The organism is Schaalia naturae (genome assembly GCF_042665795.1).
Classification (GTDB): Bacteria; Actinomycetota; Actinomycetes; order Actinomycetales; family Actinomycetaceae; genus Pauljensenia; species Pauljensenia naturae.
The window spans coordinates 2,262,990-2,288,830 of the sequence record NZ_JBHTEF010000001.1 but is presented as its reverse complement, the minus strand read 5'-3'; the positions used below and the strand labels follow the sequence as shown (position 1 = coordinate 2,288,830).

Here is a 25,841-nt window from a genome sequence, read left to right as displayed (position 1 = left end):
CGGGGGGACTCATGCCCGTCCGGCAGAGGGATATGGGGGAGCGGGTTCAGTCCTCGTAGACCAAGCCCTTGGCGGCGAGAGGATCGCGCATCTTGTACATGTCCAGGCCCAGCTCGCCGGCGCGGAACCGGGTTCGCTTGGCCTCTTCGTTGGCGACGCGGTTGTCGGCGGCATCCGCGACGGCCCCGACCAACTCGCGGGGGACCACGACGACGCCGTCGATGTCGGCGACGATGAAATCACCGGGGTTGACCAGCGCATTGGCAACGACGACTGGAATGTTGACGGAGCCCAGGGTGGCCTTCACGGTGCCCTTGGCGTGGATGGCGCGGGAGAAGACAGGGAAGCCCATCTTCTTGAGGTCGGCGACGTCCCGGACGCCGCCGTCGATGACCAGGCCGCGGCAACCGTGGGCGCGCATCGAGGTGGCCAGGAGCTCGCCGAAGAACCCGTCCTCGGTCTCGGTGGTGCATCCCGCGACGACGACATCGCCTTCTTGGACCTGTTCGGCGGCGACGTGCATCATCCAGTTGTCCCCAGGCTGGAGGAGGACCGTGACGGCAGCACCCGCCATGTGGGCGTCTTCGTAGATCGGGCGGAGGTAGGGACGCATGAGGCCGACGCGGCCCATCGCCTCGTGGATGGTGGCGACAGAGTGCTGGGCCAGGCGTTCAGCAGCCTCGGGGTCGGGTCGCTGGATCTTCGTATGGACGATGCCCAAGTTGTTCAGGCGCATGAGGATTCCTTATGTGGACGTCGGCTGTGGGTGTTGACGATGGGTGGTTCCGTGGGAGGCGCGGGGGAGTCGCCCACGGGGACTGCACACGGTCCTCCGGCAGGGCCTAGAGCCCTCGGGTCTTCAAAGCGTGATCGACGCGGGCGTAGACCCGGCGTGCGTTGCCGGAGTAGATCTGCTCGCGCTGGGCGCCGGTGAGATTCGGGGTGGCGTCGACATAGCGCTTTGTGTCGTCGAAGTAGTGGCCGGTGCGCGGGTCGATGTCGCGCACGGCGCCGACCATCTCGGAGGCGAACAGGATGTTCTCGACGGGGATGACGCGGGTGAGCAGGTCGATCCCGGGCTGGTGGTAGACACAGGTGTCGAAGAAGACGTTATGGAGCAGGTGCTCTTCCAATTCGGGCTTCTTCAAGGCCATCGCGAGTCCGCGGAAACGTCCCCAGTGATACGGCACTGCGCCGCCACCATGAGGGATGACGAGCTTGAGGTCGGGGAAGTCGCGGAACAGGTCGCCTTGGATGAGTTGCATGAAGGACGTCGTGTCCGCGTTGAGGTAGTGGGCTCCGGTCGTGTGGAAGGCCTTGTTCACCGAGGTCGACACATGGATCATCGCAGGGACCTCCAGCTCGACGAGCTTCTCGTAGAGCGGGTACCAGGACGTGTCGGTGAGCGGCGGGGCGGTCCAGTGTCCACCGGACGGATCGGGGTTGATGTTGACTGTGACGGCGCCGAGCTCCTCGACGACGCGCACGAGTTCAGGCATGGAGGTCGCGGGGTCGGCCCCCGGGGACTGGGGGAGCATCGCGCCCATCATGAAGTGGTCGGGGTACAGCTGGGTGACGCGGTAGCACAGATCGTTGCAGATGCGGGCCCATGTCTTGGAGACCTCCAGATCCCCGATGTGGTGGGCCATGAACGAGGCACGGGGACTGAAGATCGTGAGGTCGGAGCCGCGCTCATTCATGAGGCGCAGCTGGTTCTTCTCCAGGGACTCGCGGATGTCGTCGTCGCTGATGCGCAGGGAGTCGGGGTCGGGTGCCTCGCCCTCGTCCTTCGTGTAGGCGATTTGGAGATCGCGCCACTGCTTGAGCTGGTCGGGCGCCGTCGTGTAGTGCCCGTGAACGTCGATGATCACGTCTATCAGCTTCCTGTCGGTCCAACTTCTCCGTTGGTATCCGAACGCTAATCCCGGAGTCTGACACAAGTCGAATAGATGTTTTTCTGAATCTCCATTGATACTCTCTATGGGTGAGTCACGCCGATCTCAACCAGCTCCGCACCTTCATCGCCTTGTACGAGACCCGTTCCGCGACGGCCGCCGCGGACGAACTGGTTGTCACACAGCCCACCGTCAGCTACACGTTGGGACGGCTGCGCCGGACGCTGGGCGACGACCTGTTCCGTCGCGAGCGCAATGAGTTCGTGCCCACGCCGGCGGCTGTCCGTCTGTACCCGCAGGTGCGCGACGCCTTGGCCCAGATCGACCGAGCACTGGAGGTTCCCACCGACTTCGACCCGGCGGGGCTGACCGACGAGCTCACGTTGTCCCTGTCCTCGATCGGTGAGCTGACGTTCCTCCCACCGATCCTCGCTGCCGTTCAGGCACGGGCCCCCAAAGCCCGGATTCGGGTGGTTCCACATGTCGCCGCGGATGCGGAGAACGCAATCTCGCGCGGCTTGGTGGACCTGGCGATCTCGGCGCGCCTGCTTCCCGCTGGGCGTCTGTGGCGGACGGCGTTCATGCCGGTCGAGTACGTCGCCGTCACCTCCCGGGACCATCCTCTTCCGCGGACTCGGCTGTCAATGTTCGCAGGCCGGCGGTTCATCCAGGTGAGTGCCCGTGGTGGCCACGTCTACCCGAACGATGCCCTGATCGAGCACGGGCTGGACGGGCAGATCGGCTTGTCCGTCGAAGGGTACGCGCCGCTACCGCGCGTCCTCGAGCAGTCTGACCTGGTCGCGCTGCTGCCGCTTCATGTCACCCAGGTCTTCGCCGAGCGGTACTCGCTGACGATGCGCCGCCTGCCGTGGCCGATCCAGAGCCCGCCGATGGCGGTGTACACGCGCCTGGAGGAGCGGTTGAGTCCGACGCTGCGGTGGCTGCGAGAGACGGTGCTGGAGGCGCTCACCCAGACGGAGTCGGACCGGGGTCCGGCGCCGGATACTCATCCGGGCGGGTTCCAGGTTGCGGGCGAGTGACGAGGAGGGCCCTGCGTTCCCCGGGGAGCGCGATTTGGCCCGGCGAATCGTCCTCGTGGATCGCGCGATGCGTTCCACGCCCAGACCGCGCGTGGCGGGCTCGGGAGGATACCGGGATCGATCTGGGCCGATGAGACGATGTCCTCGTCCTCAAGCCCCAGACGGAAATCGACGGTCATGCCCCTGAGGATCGCCGTGAGGGAGATCTCGCCATCCTCGATCAGGAGCTCGAGTTCGCCACGTGGGTTGAGGGTTCGCGATCGTGCTCCTCGTCGGTTCGCGGTTCGGTTCTGCCATGCCAGCAGGAGATCGCAGCCGGGTTCCCGTCCCGCCGGGTGTCCCGCCCGGGAACATCGTCCCCGGGCGGGACACCGAACTCCGGGCGTTCAGCACGCGCCATCATCTGAGGGCCGGTCCGGTTGCGCACCTCGCGCGGGCGGGGGCTCGTCCGCCCCCGCGTCACTCCGCGGCCAGGGCCTCCACCGGGGAGGTGCGGGCGGCCCGTCGTCCCGGCAGCCAGGCGGCCACCACGGCGCAGACGACGGCGATGGCGCCCACGCCGGCCACCTGCCACCAGGGCACGACGAAGATCGTGCGCTCCAGGTCGAGCGGCAGCGCGTGGACGCCGACCCATCCGAAGCCGATGCCGAGCAGCACGCCGGCCAGCGTCCCCGACACGGAGATGAGCAGGGACTCGAGGACCAGCATGGCCTTCATCTGGCGCCTGGTCAGGCCCAGGGCCCTCAGCAGCCCGTTCTCCCGGGTGCGCTCGGCGACGGACAGCGACAGGGTGTTGGCCACCCCCACGAGAGAGACCAGGACCGAGACGGCCAGCAGGCCGATGGCGACGGCCAGCACCGTGTCGATCATCGAGGTGTACTGCTCGCGCTCCTGCGCTCCTCCCGAGACCTGGAGCGTCTCGTCCAGGGAGAGGATCCCCGTCTGGACGGCGTCCAGGTCGGCGTCCCCGTCGAGCTTGATGAGGACCTGGGTGACGGGAGCGTCGGGGGCGAGCTCCTCCAGGGTCCCCTCGGGGACGGTGACCGCGCCGTCGGATGCGGTGGCGTTGTGGACGAGTTCCACGGTGAGGCACCGGGCCTCGTCGGCTCCCGACTGCCCGTCCGGCGCCCGGCACAGGCTGGCCTCTCCCTCGGGGATGTCCTCGGGGACGAAGCCCTGTCCCTCCGCAGGCTGGTCGACGGCTGAGTGGGTGACCGGGGCGAGGTCCGGCAGCCCGATGACGGCCAGGGTGGTGGGCTCATCCGTCCCCATCTGGAGGGTGCCCGTGATCGAGCGCGAGTCCGCGGTCGCTGCGATGCCGTCGATCTCCCCGATGCGCTCCGCCACCCCGGCGGGGACGCCCTCCGGCGCGGTCGAGCTCGCGATCAGGTCGAGGGGGCGGCGGGCGTCGACCTCGCCGAGCAGGGTCGCACGGGTCGAGGACGCGCCGACCATCATCATGACGATGAGCGTCACCCCGATGATGATCGCCGTCGCCGTGGTGCCGGTGCGATCGGGGTTGCGCACGGTGTTCGCGCGGGCCATCCGGGCGAGCATGCCGCGCGGCAGGGAGCCGACGAGGAAGGTCACGCGCGCCATCACGACGGTGGCGACCATGAGCAGGCCCACCAGGGCGACCATCGAGCCGGCCAGAGCCAGGAGGAAGCGGAGGCTGTCGTCGTCCGAGCGCAGCCCGGCCCAGATCGCCGCCGCGCCGCCCGCCGTGAGGGCCAGGCCGGCGGCCAGGCGCAGCCGGTGGGCGGAGCGGGCGGGGGCGCCGCCCTCGTCGGACGACTGGAGCGCGGCGATCGGCGGGACGCGTGAGACCCCCAGGGCGGGGCGGATCCCGAACAACAGGGTGAGGAGCGTGCCGAGCAGCCACACCCCGGCCACGGTCAGCGGTTGAACCGAGGAGAGCGCCTCGCGGTAGGAGTCTGCGAGGCCGAGGGCCCGCACCCCCAGCGGTCCGAGCAGCGCCCCGGCCGCGACGCCCACCAGGGAGGCCACGGCCCCCACGGCAAGGGTCTCGCGCACCAGGAGGCCGCGGACCTGCCCCGCCCGGGCGCCCAGGCAGCGCAGCAGGGCGAGCTCGCGGCGGCGCTGGTGCAGGACCACGCGGAACGTGGAGGAGACGACGATCCCCGCGACGACGACCGCGATCACGGGGAAGGTGAGGAGGATCGCCAGCGTCTGGTCGCTGCCGACCTTCATCTGCTGGAGGGCCTCGTCGACGACCTCGTGGGCGGGGCGCACGGACACGGCCGGGGTGTCGGCCAGCGCGGCCGCGACCCGCCCCGACAGCGCGTCCTGGTCGGCCTCGCTCGGGGAGGCGTCCCCGGTCGACACGAGGATCCCGGTGACGGAGTGGCCCGGGAGGACGTGGGAGGCGGCCTCGTCGGTCATGAGGAGCTGGGCACCGGAGACCTGGGCGTTGCTGGCGAGGATCCCGGTGACGGTCATCGGCGTGCCGGTCTGCGCGGACGAGGCCGGGCCCACCTCGAGGGCGTCCCCCACGGAGAGGCCGAGCGCGTCGGCGGTGTCGGCGTCCACGGCCACCTCGCCGGGCGCCGCGGGCGCCGACCCCTGTCGGAGGGGCCACTGGGTGAAGGGCTCCGGTGCGGTCAGCGTGACCTGGCGGGTCAGCCGGGCGGAACCGTGGCGCACCTCCGCGTAGTCGTACGTGGTCAGGGCCACCGCCTTCACGCCGTCGACGGCCTCGACGGCGGGGACCTCGGAGGAGAGGTCCGGGTAGGGAGTCGTCTCGGACCCGGACTCGGGGCCGGTGAGGTCGTCCCAGTCGACGTCGACGACCGCGGCGGCGCCCCGGTACACCTCGGTCACGGAGCGGCTGAGCGAGTCGTTGAGCCCCGCCGAGAAGACGAGGCAGACCAGGATGAAGGCCATCGAGATCGCCACGGCGACGCCGGTGGCGACGTAGCGGCGCCCGTGCTGGCGGACGTTGGCCCGAAGGAGCCGGTTCATCGCGCCACCGCCGCCAGGGTGGAGGCGTCGGGACGGTCGAGGTCGGCCACGACGTTCCCGTCGCGCACCACGAGCACCCGGTCGGCGGTCGCCGCGGACGCCGGATCGTGGGTGACCATGATGACGGTCTGATGCAACTGGTCGACGGCGGAGCGCAGCAGGGACAAGACCTCCTCGGAGGCCCGGGAGTCGAGGTTGCCGGTGGGCTCGTCGGCCACGATGACGGCCGGCCGCGAGACGAGCGCCCGGGCGATGGCCACGCGCTGCTGCTGGCCGCCCGAGAGCTCGGAGGGCCGGTGGGTGAGACGGTCGACCAGGCCCAGCACGCCGACGACCTGGTCGAACCAGGCGCGGTCCGCGCGCCGGCCGGCCAGCCGCAGGGGCAGGAGGATGTTCTCCCGGGCGTCGAGCGTGGGGACCAGGTTGAAGCTCTGGAAGATGAATCCGATGCGGTCGCGCCGCAGGCGGGTGAGGTCGTCGTCGCGCAGGTGGGTGAGGTCGGTGCCCTCGATCGTCACGGACCCCGCGGTGGGGTCGTCGAGGCCGGCCAGGACGTGGAGCATCGTGGACTTCCCCGATCCGGACGGGCCCATGATGGCGGTGAAGGCCCCCTGCCGGAAGTCCACGTCGACCCCGTCGAGGGCGTGGACCTGCGTGTCCCCGCTGCCGTAGATCTTGGTGACCCCGCGCAGGGAGACGACGGGTTCCCCGGGGGCGGTGGGCGTGCTGAATGCGCTGATGATTGCCATGGCTCGATCGTGTCACCGGCATGCGGGGCGCCGTCATGGGGGACACCCCTGAAAGGTCCCGGACCGTTCCCCCGATACCCCGCGCCCCACGACGTCCATGGGGCGGCCTCGTCGGGCGCCCCTGGGCCGTGCCCCCCGCTGGGAGGGGATCAGACGAGAGCGAGCGTCCGGTACCGGTTGAGAGCCGCCCCGATGTCGACGCGGCGGGGCCGCACGAGGAACGCCGGATGGGGCCGCGCCCCGAACTTGACGCAGGCGTCCAGCCCCTCGCTGGCGAAGGAGCGCTCAAGTCGGTCGAGGAGCTCGGGCAGGGGCGCGCGCCCGTCGGCGAAGTGCTCGACGAGGCCGCGCACCGCCCAGGCGATGGCCTCCGCCTGGCCCGGGTCGACGATCTGCTCGACGTCGGCCAGGTTGATGGTCTGCTTGTCCAGGACGACGGTGTCCAGCCCGGAGGACCTCGTCTTCGGACGGTCGCCGCCGCCGCGCGCCCGGACCGGGATGCGCTCCGGCGGTCGGGGAGCCGCGGGCCCGGCATCGGAGCCGCCCTCGTCCCGCCCGGCCGGGGCGGAGCGCGGCCACGGGAGGTCCTCGCGCGAGCGCGGCATGGCGGCGACCACCTCGTGCGCGCGCGGCGTGACGTCCAGGCAGCGGTACGTGTCGAGCATGAGCACGCGGTCGGCGACGTCCAGGTAGTCCCCGGACCCGCCCATCACCATGATCGTGGAGACACGACCCTCGCGCGCCAGGGAGCCGACACGGTCGACCAGGGGCGTGATGGGCTCCTTCTCCGCGCGGACCAGGGAGCGCATGCGGGCGTCGCGGATGAGGAGGTTGGTGGCGGAGGTGTCCTCGTCGAGCAGCAGGAGGGGGGCGCCGAGCTCGACGGCCTCGACGATGGCGGCCGCCTGGGAGGTGGAGCCTGAGGCGTTCGACGTGGAGAACCGCGTCGTGTCTGCCCCGCCGGGCAGGTGCGCGATGAAGGGGGAGACGTCGACGCCGGTGACGGCGCGTCCGTCGGCGGCGCGGACCTTGACGGCATCGGGCAGGGTGGCCACCAGCTCCCGCCCGTCGCCGGGCACATGCGCGTACACGCCCTGCTGGACGGCGCTGAGCAGCGTGGACTTGCCGTGGTAGCCGCCTCCGACGATGACCGTGACACCGGGCTCCACAGCCATGCCGGTCACCTCGCCCGCGTGGGGCAGGGCGACGGAGCGCCGTAGGGACTCCGGAGCCTCGAAGGGGACGGCCCCGGCGTCGAGGGGCAGGGGCAACGGCGACACGCCGGTGCGCCGGGCCAGCAGCGACCCGTCGGCCACGAAGGCGACCCAGCCGTTGTCCGCGAGGGCCTGCTGGAGCGCGCGGTGGTCCTCGTAGGCGCGGACGTGGGCGCGCAGCTCCTCCAGGCGGGCGCGCGTCGCGCCGTCGTCCGACACGAGGTCGAAGGCCGCCATCAGGGCGTCGGGGACGTCCAGATCGAACAGGCGGGCGGCGGCGTCGCCCAGGATGACGCGCCCGCGCGCGGGCAGGTGGACCTGGAAGCGCAGCTCGACGCGATCGGGCCTCACCGTGCACGCCGAGCGCTGGAGGATCTCCTGGCCGGGGCGGGCCGCCTGGACGGCGTTCGCAGACGAGTGCTCGCGCAGCGCCCGCCCGAAGGAGCGCAACAGGTAGTCGGCGGCGGCCAGACGCTGGTCGCCGCTGCTCAGGCAGTCCTCGGGCAGCCCCATCGCCGCGGGCGTCGTGAGGGCCCGCAGCGACGAGGGCGGGGCGTAGGGGTCCGACTGGATCCGGTCGACGCTCAAGGTGAAGTCGCCATAGTCCCAGTCGCCCAGGACCGACTTGTACGCGCCGTAGTTGCGCCCGTCCAGGCGGCGGAGGTCCCGCAGGAGGTCCTGATCCGAGCCGGCGCGCCGGCGCGCCGCCTCGTCATGGCGGGCATGGGAGCGGGGTCGGGAAGCGTCGGGCCGGGGGGTCATGCCGTCCAGCGTAGATGAGGGGCCCGCGTCCCCGAGGAGGACGTCGCCCTCGTCACGTGCCCGACGGCCCGGTCAGTAGGCGCCGGGGTTCTGGGAGAAGGCGAAGGCCCCGATCGCGACGAGGACGAGGAGGAGGAGCAGGCAGACCCCCGTCAGAGCCACCTCGATGATGCCGAGGATCTTGCCGATCTTCGCGTTCTGGACGACGTCCTCGGGCAGGCCGGCGTCCCGGGCCTGCTTGATCAGCGAGTTGCCCCAGACCCACGCCGCGATCGCGCCGATGATGCCGAGGATCTGGATGATGCCGAGGATCCCGAGCACCAGGACCCACGTCGAGTTCGAGCGGAGCTTCTCGACGGTCACGTACCCGTATCCCTGGTCGTAGGGGGAGGCGGGGTCCGGCTGCCCGTAGGGCATCTGCCCATAGCCCGGCTGCCCGTACGGGTTCTGCGGCTGGGCGGGCGGTGTCGGCTGCTGGCTGGACCAGCCCGGCTGCTGAGAGCCCTGGCCGGAGGCGTCCGGAGAGGTGTTGGGGGTGGACATGGCGTCCCTTCCATCTAGGATCAGCGGACAGGTGACATCATAAGGGTCTCAGAGCATGCAGGACACGCAGCCCTCGACCTCGGTGCCCTCCAGGGCCATCTGGCGCAGCCGCACGTAGTAGAGCGTCTTGATGCCCTTGCGCCAGGCGCGGATGTAGGACCTGTTGAGGTCGCGCGTGGTGACCGTGTCGGGGTAGAAGAGCGTGAGCGACAGCCCCTGGTCGACGTGCTGGGTGGCCGCGGCGTAGGTGTCGATGATCTTGTCGGGGCCGATCTCGTACGCGTCCTCGTAGTACTCGAGGTTGTCGTTGGTCATGTAGGGCGCCGGGTAGTAGACGCGCCCGATCTTGCCCTCCTTGCGGATCTCGATCTTCGAGACGATCGGGTGGATCGACGACGTCGAGTTGTTGATGTAGCTGATGGAGCCCGTGGGCGGGACGGCCTGCAGGTTCTGGTTGTACATCCCGAACGTGGCCACGTCCTCGGCGAGCCTGCGCCAGTCCTCAGAGGTCGGCACGTGGATCGTGGACTTCGCCAGCAGTTCCCGGCACTTCGCGGTCCGGGGCTCCCAGGCGGAGGGCGCGGCGTCGATGTACTTCCGGAAGTACTCGCCGCTGGCATAGGCCGAGTCCTCGAAACCGGCAAAGCGCGCGCCCCGCTCCCGCGCGATCGCGCACGACGCCTTGATGGCCTCGTAGGCGATCGTCATGAAGTACATGTTCGTGAAGTCCAGCGCCTCCGGCGAGCCGTAGTGGACGTGCTCGCGGGCCAGGTAGCCGTGCAGGTTCATCTGGCCCAGCCCGATGGCGTGGCTCATCGCGTTGCCGCGCGCGATGGAGGGGACGGCCTCGATGTCGGACAGGTCGGAGACGGCGGTCAGGCCGCGGATCGCGGTCTCCACCGTGAGCGAGAAGTCGGGGGAGTCCATCGTCTTCGCGATGTTGAGCGACCCCAGGTTGCAGGAGATGTCCTTGCCGACGCTCGCGTAGGAGAGGTCCTCGTTGAACGTCGAGGGCTCGGAGACCTGGAGGATCTCGCTGCACAGGTTTGACATCGTGATACGGCCCTTGATCGGATTCGCCCGGTTGACCGTGTCCTCGAAGACGAGGTAGGGGTACCCGGACTCGAACTGGATCTCGGCCAGGGTCTGGAAGAACCGGCGCGCGTTGATCGTCGTCTTGTGGATGCGTGGGTCATCCACCATCTCACGGTACTTCTCCGTCACGGAGATGTCGGAGAAGGGGACCCCATAGACGCGCTGGACGTCGTAGGGGCTGAACAGGTACATGTCCTCGTTGTTGCGCGCCAGCTCGAAGGTGACGTCGGGGATGACGACGCCCAGGGACAGCGACTTGATGCGGATCTTCTCGTCCGCGTTCTCGCGCTTGGTGTCCAGGAAGCGCAGGATGTCGGGGTGGTGGGCGTGCAGGTACACGGCGCCCGCGCCCTGGCGGGCGCCCAGCTGGTTCGCGTAGGAGAAGGAGTCCTCCAGCAGCTTCATGACGGGCACGACGCCGCTGGACTGGTTCTCGATCTTCTTGATCGGGGCGCCCTGCTCGCGCAGGTTGGTCAGGGACAGGGCCACGCCGCCTCCGCGCTTGGACAGCTGGAGGGCGGAGTTGATGCCGCGCGCGATGGACTCCATGTTGTCCTCGACGCGCAGCAGGAAACAGGAGACGAGCTCGCCGCGGGCCTTCTTGCCCGCGTTGAGGAAGGTCGGGGTGGCCGGCTGGAAGCGTCCGGACATCATCGCGTCGACGAGGCGTCCCGCGAGCTCCACGTCCCCGCGCGCGAGGTACAGGGCCACCAGGGTGACGCGGTCCTCGAAGCGCTCGAGGTAGCGCTTCCCGTCGAAGGTCTTGAGCGTGTAGGACGTGTAGTACTTGAAGGCGCCCAGGAACGTCTGGAAGCGGAACCGGAAGGCGTAGGCCCTCTGGTAGAGGGCCTTGAGGTCCTCGAAGGCGTACTGCTCGAGCACCTCCGGTTCGTAGTAGCCCTCCTCGACCAGGTAGTCGAGCTTCTCGCGCAGGTCGTGGAAGAACACCGTGTTCTGATTGACGTGGCTCAGGAAGTACTGGCGCGCGGCCTCGTGGTCGGCCTCGAACTGGATCCTCCCGTTCTCGTCGTACAGGTTGAGCTGCGCGTTCAGCGAGTGGTAGTCCAGTTCTGGGGCGGGAGCCGTCTCTACGCCGGTGTCGGTGAGGTTGTCGACCAAAATTCGCTCAGTCCTTCGTGAACTCGGGAGACGTCCTCAGGGGTTCCGAGGAGCTCGAACTTGTACATGTGCGGCACGCTCAGCTTCGCCGAGATGATGTCGCCCGCCAGGCAGTATGCCGTGCCGAAGTTGGTGTTGCCTCCCGAGATGACGCCCCGGCAGTGGGCGCGGTTCGTCGGGTCGTTGAGGAACTTGATGACCTGCTTGGGGACCGCGCCCCGCGTGTTGCCCCCGCCGTACGTCGGCACGATCAGCACGTAGTCACGGTCGACGTGCAGGAAGGGGTCCGCGGCCCGCAGCGGGATCCGCTGGGCGGGGAATCCGAGCTTCTCCACGAACCTGCGGGTGTTCCCCGTGGCCGAGGAGAAGTAGACGATGCTCACCATCTGCGGTCCTTGGTCCTTCTTCCGGCGTCGCGCGGCACTGACAGTTCTCCCGGCCACCCGCGGTGACCGGGAGAGAGGGCTCAGGCCTGGGCGACGCGCAGCGCGGGCGCCGACGCGACGGCCGAGGCCGCCGCCTTGATGCGGTCGGGGCGGTAGCCGCTCCAGTGGTCGTCGCCGGCGATGACGACGGGCGCCTGCTGGTAGCCGAGCGCCTTGATGTAGTCGAGCGCCTCCGCGTCCCGGGTGACGTCGACCGACTCGTAGTCCAGCCCCTGCTTGTCCAGGGCGCGGTAGGTGGCATCGCATTGCACGCACATCGGCTTGGAGTAGACGGTGATGGTCATGTGATGCTCCTTCTCATGGTCGCCGGCGAGAGGGCGGCCGTCCGATGGGCCGGGACGGCGCCGAATCACAGGGGTGTGGTCCTCCGGGGCGCTGGCTGCGCCCTCAAGGTGCCATAACACTACACCTTGTGCCCGGTGATGCAACGGACCACTACGGGTAGTGTCCGGATGGTGTCGTTGTGGCTCTGTGGACAGGGCGCGGGAACCGCTTGTGGACAACCCGGCGCCCGATGCGCCGGGACCATTGTCCCGCCTGGCCCCGGTCTTCGGCGGATCGAGGCCGCGCGTGGCGCGTCGGGCCGGCGGGGGCGCGGCCCCGGGGCGGAGAGGCCCGCCTCCGGGGAGGCCTCCGGAGACGGGAGGGGCCTGTGGAGACGGAGGTGGACAGGCGGTGGACGGAGGGCCCTCTTCCCGGCGGGGACGGCGCGGACGCCCCGCGCGCCCTCGGCGTGTCGTCTCACTCGCCGGAGGACATGTGGCGTTCGACGGACCGGCCCAGCTGGAACCGGCTCTCCACCCCGAAGCGGTTCATGAGGGCGCTGACGCGCCGCCGGAAAGTACGGTCGCTGATCCCCAGGTGCCGCGCGATTCCAGTGTCGTTCATGCCGCTGGAGAGCAGTTGGATGAGCTGTTCCTCGTCGCCCGTCAGCGGCGTCCCGTGGCGGGAGGCCGGTTGGGCGGCGCCGGCTGGCTCCAGGGGGGACGCGAGGTCGAAGAGGACGTCGAAGAGCGACTGGAGCGCGCCGACCAGCTCGGGATGGGACACCACGGCGACGGCCGGCTCCCCGAAGGCGGGATCCGCCGCCAGGGGCAGGAGCGCGCGTCGGCGGTCCGCGATGACGAGCTTGGTGCGGGCCCTCGACGAGAGCCTCACCTGCTGGCCCTCCGAGACCGAGCGGAGCATGTCGCGCACGTGGCGGGGATTGTCCAGGGCCGAGTAGTCGATGATCGTGCGCAGCGCCAGCCCCCGGCCCGCGGCGTTCGTCTCGGAATCGTGGACGTCGGGGTTCGGGCCGCTCACATAGGGCGGCGTGTCGATCATGTCGAGGGACGCGCGCGCGGACTCCACGAGCTCGTGCACGCGCTCCATCACCCGGGCGCGCCCCCGCACGACCGTGAGGACCTCCGGTAAGGCCGTTCCCGGCGGGCGGGCGTCGAAGACCTGCTCGAGCTCGCCGATCAGCGCCTCCGCCCGGCTGAGCTGCGCCCGCCGTTCCGCCGCCAGGGCGGTCACCCCGATCGACGGGCGGGCGGGGAGCAGGGCGCCGTCTCGGCGCGCGGCCAGTCCGAGGGCCTCCAGGCGGCTCAGCGCCGTGTCGAGCGCGCCGGGGGTGAGGCCGAGGCCGTGTGCCCGCGCGTCCGGGGCTGCCTGGGGATCGCCGAGGAGGTCCTGGTAGACGCGCACGTCGTCCTCGCTGAGCCCGAGCGCCCGCCACAGCTCGCGGGTGTGATCGACGTCCACAGGGCGATCCTATGGCCGGATCCGGCGATGGCCGGATCGGGCGTCTGGGGAGTACGTCACGGTTCCTAGCATCAGTGTTGCCATCCCATTTACCTGAGCTTTGGAGTTCTCATGGCGATGCCTCATGCACGATCCGTGCGGGCCCTGGCGGCATCTGTCGCCGTGGCGCTCGCCGGGGTCCTCACGCCCGTCGGCGCATCCGTCGCCGACCCCAGCCCCGACCCCAGCCCCGGCGCCCCGACGGCCGCCGCGCCGGAGGAGCCCGTCCCGGCGGAGTCCGCCTCCGGCGCGGAGACGCCGGCCGAACCGGCCCCCGCCGATCCCACCCCGGTCCCGTCAGCCCCCGCGCAGTCCGGGGACGAGGGCGGCGCCGGTGAGTCCGGTGGGTCCGACGCCGCGCAGAAGCCGGCGTACACGACGGCCTCCGGGGCCGTGGCCGTCGAGCGCAACACCGTCAAGGTCGGGACCTCGGCCGCCGACATGCGCGCGGTCGTGCCCACCCGCGCCCGGTCCGCCTCCACGGTCCCCTACCTGCTGAGCGTCACCCTCGACCCGCCGACGATCAACAACTACGACTACTTCGCGGTCGGCGTCACCCTGACGGCCACCGGCCTGGGAGCCGGCGAACGGGCGATCATCACGGACACCTCCCCCAGCGGCGACGTCCACACCTTCGACCCCGTCACCGCCGACGCCTCCGGCACCGTGACCACCACCGTCATGCGCCGTGACCGGGTGGATCCCGAGGTCGGCGCGCATCTCATCGAGATCACCGCCGACAGCGGCGCCATGGGCGGCGCCTCCCTGGACGTCACGCTCTCCGAGCGCCTGAACGCCAAGGCCCAGGCCACGCCCTCCACCACCGACGTCGTCGCCTACCACGACACGCCGGTCACGATCGACGGCTCCGGCTTCGCGCCGGGCGAATGGGTGAGCGTCCACGTCACGACGCCCGACGGCTCGACGGGCCTGGTCTCCGACGACGTGGCCGCCGACGCGCAGGGGAAGGTCCGTTACGTCGTCCAGGCCGGCAGCGCGGCCGTGGACCCCGGGCAGTGGACCATCACGATCCTCGGCATGGAGTCCACGCGCAACGGCGTCGCCACGTTCTTCGTCAAGGAGAACCCAGATGCCCACCAGGTCGGGACCATCGACGTCCCCACCCAACCTGTGAGCCCCGACCAGTTCGACCAGGACGGCGTCCCCTTCACCGCCCACGGCCTCCCGGCCTTCGGCCTCTTCGACCTCTCGATCCGAAACGCCCATGGCAACGACTACTCGGTGGGCCGCTACCGCGCGAACGGCGACGGAGAATGGTCCGACGCGCTCTACAGCGCCGGCGCGGACGCCGGGACCTACACCCTGCGACTGGACAACGTCGACACCGCCGACTGGACGACCGCCTCCTTCACGGTGACCGGCGAGGACGGGAGCGTTCCCGAGGCGCCGACGCTCACCGTCGATCCCTCGACGGTCTCCGACGCCGACCTCATGGACGGCGGGATCGATGTCGCCGGCACCGGCTACCAGCCCGGCGAACTCGTCGAACTGACGCTGCGCGACAAGTACCAGAGGAAGATGGATCTGGACCACCGGGTCATCGACGCCAAGCAGGCGGACGACCGTGGCGCGGTCTCCTTCCACGTCCAGGCGGACGCCAGGCCCGAGGCCGGACAGTGGACGGTCATCGTCGCCGGCGTCCTCTACGACGCCCTCACCCAGCGCGCCGCCCTGACCGTCACCTCGGCCGACGCGGGGGACGGCTCGAGCGACGCCGGCCAGTCCGGCGGCGCCGCCCAGCCGGGCGGCGGGACGGGGAAGACCGAGCCCGACCCGGACACCGGGTCCGCGCCCGCCGACGGGGATCTCCCCGCACAGGAGCCCCAGACCCCGGCGCTCGCGGCCACCGACGCCCCCCACGCCTACTTCGTGCGCACCTCCGGCGAGGGCGCGCTGGCCTACGACGTGCGCGAGCAGGGGGCGCGCGCCCAGCTGAAGGGCGTCTCGCGCACCGCCTCGCAGCGGGTCCAGGTCCTCCAGGGCACGCTCAACCGGATCGAGGAAGCGGCGACCGACCTGGACGACGAGTCGTCCGTCCTCTACCGCTCCGTGTGGACGGTTCCCGGCGTGGCCGTCCAGACCACCGCGCAGGTGGCCGCCGAGCTCGCCGATCGTCCGGACGTCGTCTCGGTGCGCCCGATCGTCACCAAGACGCTCGTGGAACCCGTGGACGGCGGCGGCGCGGAGGGGGACTCGACGTCCCAGACCGGGTCCGACACGCCCGCCAACGGCCCCTCGGACCTCCTGACCGGCGCATGGAAGACGTGGACCGGATCAGGCGGCTACACCGGTGAGGGACAGGTCATCGCCGTCATCGACACGGGCCTGGACTACACCCACGCGGACTTCGGCGGCCCCGACACCTCCGGCCGCCTGTGGAGCCAGGTCGGCGCCCAGCACGCCGGGGACGCGATGCAGCCCGAGTGGTACGACCCCTCCGTCGTCATCCCCGGCTGGGACTTCGCGGGAGCCGCGTACGACGCGGACGCGTCCTCGTCCTCATACCACCCCATCGCGAAGCCGGATGCGAACCCGATCGACGGGCCGGGAGGCGGGCACGGCACCCACGTCGCGGGCACGGCCATCGGGCGCGGCGTGAACGCGGACGGGACGACCTTCGCCGGCGACTACACGACGCTCACCCAGGCGCAGGTCTCCGCCATGAAGATCGCGCCCGGCGCGGCGCCTGGGGCGAAGGTCATCCCGCTCAAGGTCTTCGGCGACGGCGGCGGGTCCACGGACCTGACCGGCGCCGCCCTCGACTACGTCGGGAAGCTGCTGGCCGGCGGCCAGCAGGTCGACGCGATCAACCTGTCGCTGGGCTCCGCCTTCGGGGCGGCCGACGACCCGGACAACGACCTCATCCAGGTCCTCTCCGACCAGGGCGTCGTGCCGGTGATCTCCGCGGGCAACTCCGGGGACATCACCGACGTGGGCGGCAGCCCGGGGACGGCGCAGGCCGCGCTGACGGTGGCCGCCTCCGCCTCGGGCGCTGCGGTGCTCGACACGGTGCAGGTCGTGGAGCCGGCTGGGTCCGCCGGCGACCAGGCCAGCCAGTACTCGCAGGACTACCCGCTGTGGTTCGACATCACGGCTCCCGTGGTCGCCCTCTCCGACCCCGCGAACCTCGAGGGGTGCCGGGCCTTCTCAGCGGCCGACAAGGCGGCGGTGGAAGGCAAGATCGTCTGGCTGGAGTGGACCGACGACGACGCGACGAGGCCCTGCGGATCGGCGACCCGGTGGGACAACGCGTCCGACGCCGGCGCCGTGGGCGTGATCGTGACCTCCGGGTCCGACCAGTTCGAGGCCGGGATCGCCGGCAACACCTCGATCCCCGGCGCCCAGCTCACGGCCGAGGGCACGCAGGCCCTGCGCCCCGCCCTCGAGGCCGGGACACTCGCCGTGCGCCTGGCCACCTCCCTCGCCCAGACGATCCGCATCGAGGACCCGTCCCTGGCGGACGTCATCGGCTCCTTCAGCTCCCGCGGCCTCCACGGCAGCGTGGACGGCACCATCAAGCCCGACGTCTCCGCCCCCGGGGTCAACGTCTACTCCGCGGCCGTGGGCACGGGCACGGGAGGCACGTCGATGAGCGGGACGTCGATGGCCTCCCCGCACACCGCGGGCGTCGTGCTGCTCACCCGGCAGGCCCACCCCGACTGGCCGGCTCAGCGCATCAAGGAGGTCGTGATGAACACGGCCACCCATGACGTCGTCGACAAGGCGGGCGTCTCGATGTCGACCCTGCGCCAGGGGACGGGACGCGTCGACGCCGTGCAGGCCACGACGTCCCAGGTGACCGTCGCCTCGGTCGAGAACGGGGCCGCCACCAGCGCCTCCTTCGGCGTCGTCGAGGTGGGCGAGGGCGGCTACACCGCGACGCGCACCCTGGAATTGACGAACTCCGGCGCCGCCGACCAGACCTACGCCGTCGGATACGACGCGCGCACGGAGACGCCGGGCGCCTCCTTCTCCCTGTCCGCCGACTCCGTGACGGTGCCCGCCGGGGGGAGAGCCCAGGTCACGGTCACCCTCTCGGCGTCGGATCCCACCGCCCTGCGCCGGACGATCGACCCGGGCCAGGAGGCCACCCAGGACACGGACAACCACGTCGCCGACCTCACGGGCGTCGTGACCTTCACTCCGGGGGACGCGGACGCCGGTGCGACCCCGCTGTGGCTGCCCGTGTTCGCCGCGCCCAAGCCGGTGGCGGACACCTCGGCGGAGGCCGCGGAGTTCATCGGCGGGGCGGACTCGGCGACCCTGCCGGTCACGGGGACGCCCCTCGACCAGGGGGACGCGGCGAGCGGCTACCACAGCCGCGTGACGCCGCTCGTGTTCGGCGGGGACAGCCCGCTCATGGACTTCGACGGCGAGGCCGCGCAGGCCTCCCTCCAGGGGGTGGACATCCTCCGGTTCGGAGCGGCGTCCACCTCGCCGGCGGAATCCTCGCCCTCGCAGGGAACGCTGGCGGTGGGCATCGAGACGGCCGGCCCCATCACGGGGCTCGGAGCGACCTCCTACCCGACGGCGGATCTCGACCTCAACGGGGACGGGCGCGACGACTTCATGCTCATGCCCCAGCTGGACTCGGCGAACGGGTACCGGCCGGTCGTCTACACCATCGACGTCGGGCGCAACGCGGTCGTCGACGTGCAGCCGCTGAACAACCTCTCCTCCCACCCCGACCAGTGGGACAACGACACGGTCGTGTACACGACGAGCCTCCAACGGCTCGGCTACACCGACACGACCACGAGCACGACGCTGAGGTACCGGGCGTCCTCCCAGTCGGTCTACGCGCCGGTGCGCGAGGACGGGACGTCGATCGTCGACCAGACGGCGCGCGTCAGCCTCGACGTCTTCGCGCCGCCCATCTGGTTCGCCACCGCGGCGGACCAGGATGCCAACCCGACGGCCGTGACCGTCTCGGCGGGCTCCTCCGTGGTGGTCCACGCGGGATCCGCGGACGCGGGGAAGATCCTGCTCGTCGAGCACGACGACGCCACGCACCACCGCACCTCGGTGGTCGAGTGGTCGACGCGTGACGCCGTCAAGCTCGCGATCCTCACCCAGCCCCAGTCGCAGACCGTGGCCGAGGGCGGGACCGCCGAGTTCATGGTCGACGCCACGGGCGAGGAACCCTCCTACCAGTGGCAGGAGAAGTCCTCCGGCGGGGAGTGGACGCCGTCCACGGCCGAGGGCGCGACCACGGCGACGCTGACGGTCCCGGGCGACACCGCTCTGAGCGGACACCAGTTCCGCGTCGTGGTCTCCGACGCCTCGGGGTCGCTGACCTCCGACGCCGCGACGCTGACGGTGGTCGCCGAGGGGATGAGGGTGCCCACGGTCACGCTGTCGCCCGACGTGGCGCGCGCGGGCGACGAGGTCACGCTCAGCGGCGCCGACTTCACGCCGGACTCCGCGGTGACGCTCGGCATCGGCCCCGGCGGCGTTGAACTCCAGGCGGCCACCACGGACGCCGCGGGCGCCTTCACGGTGACGTTCACCGTGCCCGAGGGGCTCGACGTAGGCGACCACACGGTGACGGCGACCGATGCGCAGGGACTGGTCGCCAGGGCTTCGCTGAGGATCGCCGCAGGCGAGGGCGGGGCGGTCCCGTCGGAGCCCGGCCAGTCGGGCGGCGCGCCGGGCACCGGAGCGGTGCGCGGTCTGGCCGTGACGGGCGGGACCGCCGCCCTGGCCGGGTCGCTTGCGCTGGCCCTGCTCGGCGCCGGCGCCGTGCTCGTCCGGCGTCGCGAGAGGGGGACGGCGCCCCGCCACTGACGCGGACGCGAGAGGGCCCCGGGGACGCGCCGTTGGGCGCGCCCCCGGGGCCTCATCCGCCGCGAGCCAGCCGGGACCCGGCCGGCCCGGCTGGGTGCAGCTAGCCTGCCTCGGCTGAGAAGGAGACGTCGGCCGCGCTGAGGACGCGCGCCGTGCGCCCCGGCGCCGCCTGGAAGCTCCAGTAGAGATTCGTGTGCGCGATCACCTGGTCGACCGGTGGGGCTCCCCATGCGGTCTTGTCCTGGGCCGTGTGCGCGTCGGAGACCAAGGTGACGTCGTAGCCGCGCGTGAAGGCGCCGTGGATCGTCGACCGGATGCAGGCGTCGGTCTCCGCCCCCGCGACGACGAGGCGGCCGACACCGAGCTCGGCGAGGACGGCCTCCAGGCCCGTGCCCTCGAAGGCGTCGCCGTAGCGCTTCGGGATGAGCGCCTCGGAGCCGCGTCGCACCAGTTCGGGGACGTACCGCCACCCCTCGCTGCCCTCGACGAGGTCGTCGCCGGAATGCTGCACCCACACGACCGGCGCTCCCGCGGCCCGGGCCTTGTCGAGGAGCGCCCCGATGCGTCCGACGACCGCATCCCGCGCGTAGGCGTCCCGGACGACGTCGTTCTGGACGTCGATGACCACCAGGGCCGTCCTCGGGCGATCAGCCAACGTCGTCATTCGGTGTCCCTCCCCGTGAGGCGCCGGAACCGGGGCTCGGGCGAGCCGGGTGAGCCGATTGTCGCACGCGGTCGCGCCGGCCGGCGCCGCCCTCGCCGATGCGCGGTCGCCAACCCTCGGAGGAGCCGCGCCGGTACCACCCGGGCGTCCCGACGTGGCACCCTTGGAGGGATGACCACGAACGCACCGCACGACGACCCCGCCGCGCCTCCCAGCACACCAGCCAACCCGGCCGACGCCCCCACGGACCCGGATCGCGAGGCGGAGGCAGGCCGATCCTCCCAGGCGCCGGCCCTGCCCGGGCAGACGGAGGTCGCGGTCCTGCTGGGCAACGCGCAGCGCGCCTTCGCCGGGCTGCCGCCGGAGATCACCCGGCTCGGCCACCTCTTCGACGACGCGGGCGAGGAGATCGCGCTGGTCGGCGGCCCGGTGCGCGACGCGTTCCTGGGGGCGGCCCCCCACGACTTCGACCTCGCGACCTCCGCCCGCCCCGAGCGCACCGAGGAGCTCCTGCGGCGGTGGGGGGCCTCGACATGGGACATCGGGCGGCAGTTCGGGACCATCGGCGGGCACCGCCATGGCCTCGACGTGGAGATCACGACCTACCGCGCGGACCAGTACGAGAAAGGCTCCCGCAAGCCGGAGGTCACCTACGGCGACACGCTGGAGGGCGACCTCGCCCGCCGCGACTTCACCGTCAACGCCATGGCGATGCGGCTGCCGCAGATGGCGCTGGTGGATCCGCACCACGGGCTGGAGGACCTGGCGGCCGGGCGGCTGCGCACGCCCGTCGGCGCCGAGCAGTCCTTCGACGACGACCCGCTGCGCATCATGAGGGCGGCGCGTTTCGCCTCCCAGCTGGGCATCAACGTGGACTGGGACGTCATGGAGGCGATGGGGGCGATGGCCGGGCGCCTGCGGATCGTCTCCGCCGAACGCATCCGCGCCGAGCTGGAGCGGCTGATGGTCGGCGCCCACCCCCGCCGCGGACTGGAGCTGATGGTCCACACGGGTGTCGCCGCCGTCGTGCTGCCGGAGTTCGCGGCGCTGGTGGACACCCACGACGAGCACCGCCGGCACAAGGACGTCTACGAGCACACCCTGACCGTCCTGGACCAGGCGATCGCGCTGGAGACGGACGCGGAGGGCCCGGTCCCCCGGCCGGACCTCGTGCTGCGCCTGGCCGCGATCATGCACGACGTCGGCAAACCGGCGACACGCCGTTTCGAGCCCGATGGCACGGTGACCTTCCACCACCACGACGTCGTGGGAGCGAAGCTCACGCGCAAGCGGCTGCGGGCTCTGCGCTTCGACGCGCGCACCGTCGACGCCGTCGCGAAGCTGGTCGGCCTGCACCTGCGCTTCCACGGGTATGGAGAGGCCGGGTGGTCGGACTCCGCGGTGCGCCGCTACGTCACGGACGCCGGCGACCAGCTGGAGCGCCTCCACCGCCTGACCCGCGCGGACTGCACGACGCGCAACCGCCGCAAGGCGATGCAGTTGGCGGCCGCCTACGACGACCTCGAGCAGCGCATCGCCCGGCTGCGAGAGCAGGAGCAGCTCGACGCCATCCGCCCGGACCTGGACGGCGCGCAGATCATGGAGACCCTGGGCGTGGGCCCGGGCCCGGTCATCGGATTCGTTCACGGCCACCTCATGGAGGTGAGGATGGAGCGCGGCCCCATCGGCCCCGAGGCGGCCCGCGAGGAGCTGCTCGCGTGGTGGGCGGGCGAGGACGTCCAGGAAAGAGCCCGCGCCCTCGTCGCCGAGCAGGCGAAGTGGCAGGCGGTGGTCGATGCGAAGAAGGCGCGCAAGGCCCGCGCGCGCCAGGAGCGCGAGCCGGACCGGGCCGCCGGCCCTGGGGGTCCGGAGCCCGGCGGGCGATGACCGGGCCACGCAGCGGCGTCGCCGGGCGCTGTCAGAGCGAGGCCGCCGCCGGCGCGGATCCCTCCCCGGCGGTGATCGCCCCGTACGTCTCCTCGAAGCGAGCGCGCAGATCGTCGTAGTAGGCGCGCTGGGACGGATCGGGGAGAGCGGCAGGCGTGCGCTCGGGCTCCGCGAAAGAGCCGCCCGGGTCGACGACGGACAGCGCCATCATCGCCGTGCCGCGCATCGTCATCCGCTTCATGTCGACGATGTCCATCGGGAAGCCGAGTGCCTGTGTGACGACATCGAGGACCGGCGCGTAGTGGTGCGTCACGCCGCCGGAGGCCAGGATCCGCTCGATGGCGGGATCGACGGCGCGGATCTGCTCGAAGATACGGGCGTAGGACACGGCGAGCCCCTCGGCGGCTCCCCGCCACATCTCGAGCGCTCCGGTCGCGGCGGAGACCCCCATGATGGCGGCCCGCGCGCCTCCCGCCCAGCCGGTCGCGCGCTCCCCGGTGAGGAAGGGCAGCACCAGGGGCGTCCCGGGCACCGGGTTGCCCCGAAGCGCCACGTCCAGCAGCCCCGCGTCGACAGGCGCCATCGTCTGCTCCAGCCACGTCATCACGCGGCCGACGTCGTTGAGCGCCCCGCCGACGATCGACTGCCGGCGCGACACCCGGTAGGCCCACAGCCCCGGGGGCAGTTCGTCCGGCGTCCCGTCCACGATGACCCGCATGGCGCCCGAGGTCGCGGCCGACAGAGCGACGGTCTGCGCGGAGGTCGCGCCCACGCCCAGGTTTGAGGCGTACCCGTCCGGGACCGCCGGGAACCACGCGGCGCCCTCCAGCGCGGGCCACCGCTGGGCCACCCCGGCCCGGGACCCAGGCGCCACCGGCTGGTCCGGGTCCGCCATCGGCGCGTACTGCTCGCGACTCGTGCCCGTCGCCTCCAGCAGGTCAACATCCAGGTCGCAGGTGGCCCGATCGAGCATCCCGGTCCAGGCCATCGTCGAGGTCGCCGCTTCCTCCACGTCGGCCAGCCGCGTGTAGACGTATTCGCCCACGGACGCGAAGCGCGTCGTCGCCGCGAACACGCCGGGCCGGGTGCGCGCCAGCCAGAGCAGCCGGGGCGGGTGGTAGCTCGTGTGCAGGCGGGTGCCGACGGCCTGGTGGACGGCCACCTCGTCCAGTTCGGCGCGCAGGCGCGCCAGGTCCTCCACAGAGCGCGAGTCCGCGTAGGTGAGGCACGGCGTCAGCGCCTCGCCGTCCGGCCCGATGCAGATCAGGGACGACGCGAAGGTGTCCAGCGCGACCGCCGCGATCGCGCCGCGTCCCAGCCCGTCGACGGCGCGCGTGATGACGTCCGCCACCTCGCCGACGACCTGGTCGGCATCAATCTCCGAGGTGCCGTCCGCGCCCTCGCGGAACAGGTGGTCGACCTTCGCGGTGCGGCCCCTCACCGGCCGCGCCTGCGCGTCGTACACGGCGGCGCGGGTGGACGTCGACCCGATGTCCATCGCCAGGACCAGCGGCGCGGCGGCCTTCTTCGAGGCGACGGCGGTGGCGGTCTGCTCGCTCATGATGCGGATGCTCCTGTGGAATTGGGGGAGGTGCGGATGCCTGCCGCCTAGACGAGGAGACCGAGGATCGGGACGCCTGCCAGCCCGACCACGGAGACGGCGCACTCCATGAGGGACCACGTCTTGAAGGTCTGCTCGACGGTCATTCCGAAGTACTCCTTGACCAGCCAGAACCCGGCGCCGATCGCCAGGACCAGCAGGGCGACCTCGCCGGAGGGGAGACCCGCCGCCAGGGGCGCCATGATGCCGGAGGAGGCGATGCCCTCGCCGATCACGCCGCCGACGCCGGACTCGATAAGGGTCTCCTTGAAGCCGCCGCCGACGCCGACAGGGTGTCGCCGATGCCCGTGGTGAACGCGGTGAAGGAGTTCTCGAACCCATGTCCGCCGCGACCGCCATCACGGCGGCCTCCGCCATCGGGCTCGGGGCGGGGAGCACAGACGCGAAGGCGACCACTGTGCGACCTCCATGACGGGATGAGCGGCCTGTGGCGACGGTAACATCGCAGAGGCGCGGGTTCAACGACGAGGCGCTCGCGGGAGCGCCCGCACCCGCGCCCCGCCCGTCGGTCGGCGGGCCACCGGCGCATCTCTGGTCACCGGCGTCGCCCTCGTCCTAGGCTGGGGTCGCACACACCTGCCACCCGCCCACGAGAGGGACGACCGCCATGACCATTCCCATCCCGGCGCCAGCCAGCGCGGACATCGGCGTCTACGGCCTGGGCGTGATGGGCGCGAACCTCGCCCGGAACCTTGCCCGCAACGGATACCGGGTGGCCGTGACGAACCGGTCGGCGGCCCGGACCGAGAAGCTGGTGGCCGCCCACGGGGACGGGTCCGAGGGCGTGTTCGTGCCAGCGGCCGACATCGACCGCTTCGTCGCCTCCCTGGAGAGGCCGCGCGTCGCCATCATCATGGTGCTGGCCGGGGCCGCGACGGACGAGGTGATGGAGCAGCTGGCGGCCCGCATGGAGCCGGGCGACATCATCGTCGACTGCGGCAACTCCCTGTTCACCGACACGATCCGCCGCGAGGCCTGGGCCCGCGCCCGCGGCCTCCATTTCGTCGGCGCGGGCGTCTCCGGCGGCGAGGAGGGCGCGCTGTGGGGGCCCTCGATCATGCCGGGGGGCACTCCCGAGTCGTATGACCGCCTCGGCCCGATGTTCGAGAAGATCTCCGCCCACTACCAGGGGCAGCCCTGCTGCGCGCACATCGGCGCGGACGGCGCCGGGCACTTCGTCAAGATGGTCCACAACGGTATCGAGTATGCCGACATGCAGGTCATCGCCGAGGCCTACGATCTGCTGCGCCACGGCCTGGATGCCGCGCCCGCCACGCTGGCCGACGTCTTCGCCTCCTGGAACGAGGGCGAGCTCGACTCCTACCTCATCGAGATCACGGCCGAGGTGCTGCGCCAGGTCGACGCCCCCACCGGCACGCCGCTGGTCGACCTCATCGTCGACCGGGCGTCGCAGAAGGGCACCGGCAAGTGGACGGTGCAGACCGCCCTGGACCTGGCCGTCCCCGTCACCGGCATCGGCGAGGCCACTTTCGCCCGCGGCGCGTCGTCGGGCGTCCGCCAGCGTGAGGCCGCGCGGGCCCTGGACGGGCACGCCGGCGGGTTCGGGATCGATTCCTCCGACCCCGGCGCCCGCGACGCCTTCATCGAGGACGTCCGCCAGGCGCTCTACGCCTCGAAGATCGTCGCCTACTCGCAGGGCTTCGACATGATCGCCGAGGGCGCCGCCGCCCACGGATGGGACATCGACAAGGGCGGGCTGGCCAGCATCTGGCGGGCGGGGTGCATCATCCGCGCCGCCTTCCTCGACGACATCACCCGCGCGTACGCGGCGCGGCCCGACCTCCCCCTGCTGCTGGCCGCCGAGCCCTTCGCGACCCGGATCCAGCAGGCCGTCCCCTCGCTGCGCCGCGTCGTGGCGCTCGCGGCCGTGGCGGGCGTGCCGGTCCCCGTGTTCGCCTCCTCCCTGTCCTACTTCGACACGATCCGCAGCCCGCGCCTGCCTGCGGCCCTCATCCAGGGGCAACGCGACTTCTTCGGGTCGCACACCTACCACCGGATCGACCGGCCGGGGACGTTCCACACGCTGTGGGCGCAGGAGGGCCGCCCGGAGGAGCAGTGGGGCTGAAGCAACCTCGCCCGGCGGGCGAGGACGGCCCCGCGGAGCGCCGCTCCGCGGGGCTCTCCCATGCGCGGGGAAGGGGGCGGGGGCGGCGAGGCCGTCCGTCGTCCCGGTCACATGAGGTGGCCCATTCCCAGCCTGCGTGCGTAGT

General features: G+C 71.6%; 17 protein-coding genes. 4 read left to right on the top strand and 13 right to left on the bottom strand.

Annotated features, from left to right (window positions below; all coding sequences use genetic code 11):
- Window positions 1–46: 46 nt before the first annotated feature.
- On the bottom strand, window positions 47–736 hold the full coding sequence (gene ligK, locus ACFQWG_RS10130; protein ID WP_380974960.1) for a 4-carboxy-4-hydroxy-2-oxoadipate aldolase/oxaloacetate decarboxylase: 690 nt from the start codon (window positions 734–736) through the stop codon (window positions 47–49).
- Between the two features lie 106 nt (window positions 737–842).
- A complete protein-coding gene (locus tag ACFQWG_RS10125; protein ID WP_380974958.1) occupies window positions 843–1,871 on the bottom strand; it encodes an amidohydrolase family protein in 1,029 nt (342 codons plus the stop codon).
- 113 nt (window positions 1,872–1,984) lie between these two features.
- Between ACFQWG_RS10125 and ACFQWG_RS10120 the strand changes: the two genes are divergently transcribed.
- The gene (locus tag ACFQWG_RS10120) at window positions 1,985–2,935 is read left to right on the top strand and encodes a LysR substrate-binding domain-containing protein (RefSeq protein WP_380974956.1); all 951 of its coding nucleotides are present in this window, start codon (window positions 1,985–1,987) and stop codon (window positions 2,933–2,935) included.
- A gap of 459 nt (window positions 2,936–3,394) precedes the next feature.
- On the opposite strand, the gene ACFQWG_RS10115 is transcribed toward ACFQWG_RS10120, so the two are convergent.
- From ACFQWG_RS10115 to ACFQWG_RS10080, 8 genes are all read right to left on the bottom strand, one after another.
- A complete protein-coding gene (locus ACFQWG_RS10115) occupies window positions 3,395–5,917 on the bottom strand; it encodes an FtsX-like permease family protein (protein WP_380974954.1) in 2,523 nt (840 codons plus the stop codon).
- Window positions 5,914–6,666 (bottom strand): ABC transporter ATP-binding protein, encoded by a 753-nt coding sequence (locus tag ACFQWG_RS10110; protein WP_380974952.1) that lies wholly within the window; start codon window positions 6,664–6,666, stop codon window positions 5,914–5,916. The genes ACFQWG_RS10115 and ACFQWG_RS10110 overlap by 4 nt, the downstream gene beginning before the upstream one ends.
- Window positions 6,667–6,815: 149 nt before the next feature.
- Window positions 6,816–8,642 (bottom strand): P-loop domain-containing protein, encoded by a 1,827-nt coding sequence (locus ACFQWG_RS10105; RefSeq protein WP_380974950.1) that lies wholly within the window; start codon window positions 8,640–8,642, stop codon window positions 6,816–6,818.
- A 72-nt stretch (window positions 8,643–8,714) separates the two neighbouring features.
- The gene (locus tag ACFQWG_RS10100; protein WP_380974948.1) at window positions 8,715–9,185 is read right to left on the bottom strand and encodes a hypothetical protein; all 471 of its coding nucleotides are present in this window, start codon (window positions 9,183–9,185) and stop codon (window positions 8,715–8,717) included.
- A gap of 48 nt (window positions 9,186–9,233) precedes the next feature.
- The gene (gene nrdE / locus ACFQWG_RS10095; RefSeq protein ID WP_380974946.1) at window positions 9,234–11,399 is read right to left on the bottom strand and encodes a class 1b ribonucleoside-diphosphate reductase subunit alpha; all 2,166 of its coding nucleotides are present in this window, start codon (window positions 11,397–11,399) and stop codon (window positions 9,234–9,236) included.
- Entirely contained in the window at window positions 11,369–11,785 is a 417-nt protein-coding gene (gene nrdI / locus ACFQWG_RS10090) for a class Ib ribonucleoside-diphosphate reductase assembly flavoprotein NrdI (protein ID WP_380974944.1), read from the bottom strand. Before nrdI ends, nrdE begins: the two co-directional genes overlap by 31 nt.
- Before the next feature lie 80 nt (window positions 11,786–11,865).
- Window positions 11,866–12,129, bottom strand: a complete 264-nt coding sequence (gene nrdH, locus ACFQWG_RS10085; protein ID WP_291494985.1) for a glutaredoxin-like protein NrdH — start codon at window positions 12,127–12,129, stop codon at window positions 11,866–11,868.
- Between the two features lie 457 nt (window positions 12,130–12,586).
- Window positions 12,587–13,591: a LuxR C-terminal-related transcriptional regulator gene (locus tag ACFQWG_RS10080; protein ID WP_380974941.1), complete on the bottom strand. Its 1,005-nt coding sequence runs from the start codon at window positions 13,589–13,591 to the stop codon at window positions 12,587–12,589.
- A gap of 111 nt (window positions 13,592–13,702) precedes the next feature.
- On the opposite strand from ACFQWG_RS10080, the gene ACFQWG_RS10075 reads away from it, so the two are divergent.
- Complete coding sequence (locus ACFQWG_RS10075; RefSeq protein ID WP_380974939.1) at window positions 13,703–19,438, top strand: S8 family serine peptidase; 5,736 nt, start codon at window positions 13,703–13,705, stop codon at window positions 19,436–19,438.
- 100 nt (window positions 19,439–19,538) lie between these two features.
- On the opposite strand, the gene ACFQWG_RS10070 is transcribed toward ACFQWG_RS10075, so the two are convergent.
- The gene (locus tag ACFQWG_RS10070) at window positions 19,539–20,102 is read right to left on the bottom strand and encodes a cysteine hydrolase family protein (RefSeq protein ID WP_380974938.1); all 564 of its coding nucleotides are present in this window, start codon (window positions 20,100–20,102) and stop codon (window positions 19,539–19,541) included.
- 171 nt (window positions 20,103–20,273) lie between these two features.
- Here ACFQWG_RS10070 and ACFQWG_RS10065 point away from each other — a divergent pair, with 171 nt between their 5' ends.
- On the top strand, window positions 20,274–21,989 hold the full coding sequence (locus tag ACFQWG_RS10065; protein ID WP_380974936.1) for a CCA tRNA nucleotidyltransferase: 1,716 nt from the start codon (window positions 20,274–20,276) through the stop codon (window positions 21,987–21,989).
- 31 nt (window positions 21,990–22,020) lie between these two features.
- Here the strand turns inward: ACFQWG_RS10065 and ACFQWG_RS10060 are convergent, their stop codons facing one another.
- The gene (locus tag ACFQWG_RS10060) at window positions 22,021–23,550 is read right to left on the bottom strand and encodes a gluconokinase (protein ID WP_380974934.1); all 1,530 of its coding nucleotides are present in this window, start codon (window positions 23,548–23,550) and stop codon (window positions 22,021–22,023) included.
- 47 nt (window positions 23,551–23,597) lie between these two features.
- Window positions 23,598–23,825, bottom strand: coding sequence for a GntT/GntP/DsdX family permease (locus tag ACFQWG_RS10055; protein ID WP_380974932.1), 228 nt, complete (start codon window positions 23,823–23,825; stop codon window positions 23,598–23,600).
- Window positions 23,826–24,217: 392 nt separating this feature from the next.
- On the opposite strand from ACFQWG_RS10055, the gene gndA reads away from it, so the two are divergent.
- Window positions 24,218–25,696: an NADP-dependent phosphogluconate dehydrogenase gene (gndA, locus tag ACFQWG_RS10050; RefSeq protein WP_380974930.1), complete on the top strand. Its 1,479-nt coding sequence runs from the start codon at window positions 24,218–24,220 to the stop codon at window positions 25,694–25,696.
- Window positions 25,697–25,841: the final 145 nt, after the last annotated feature.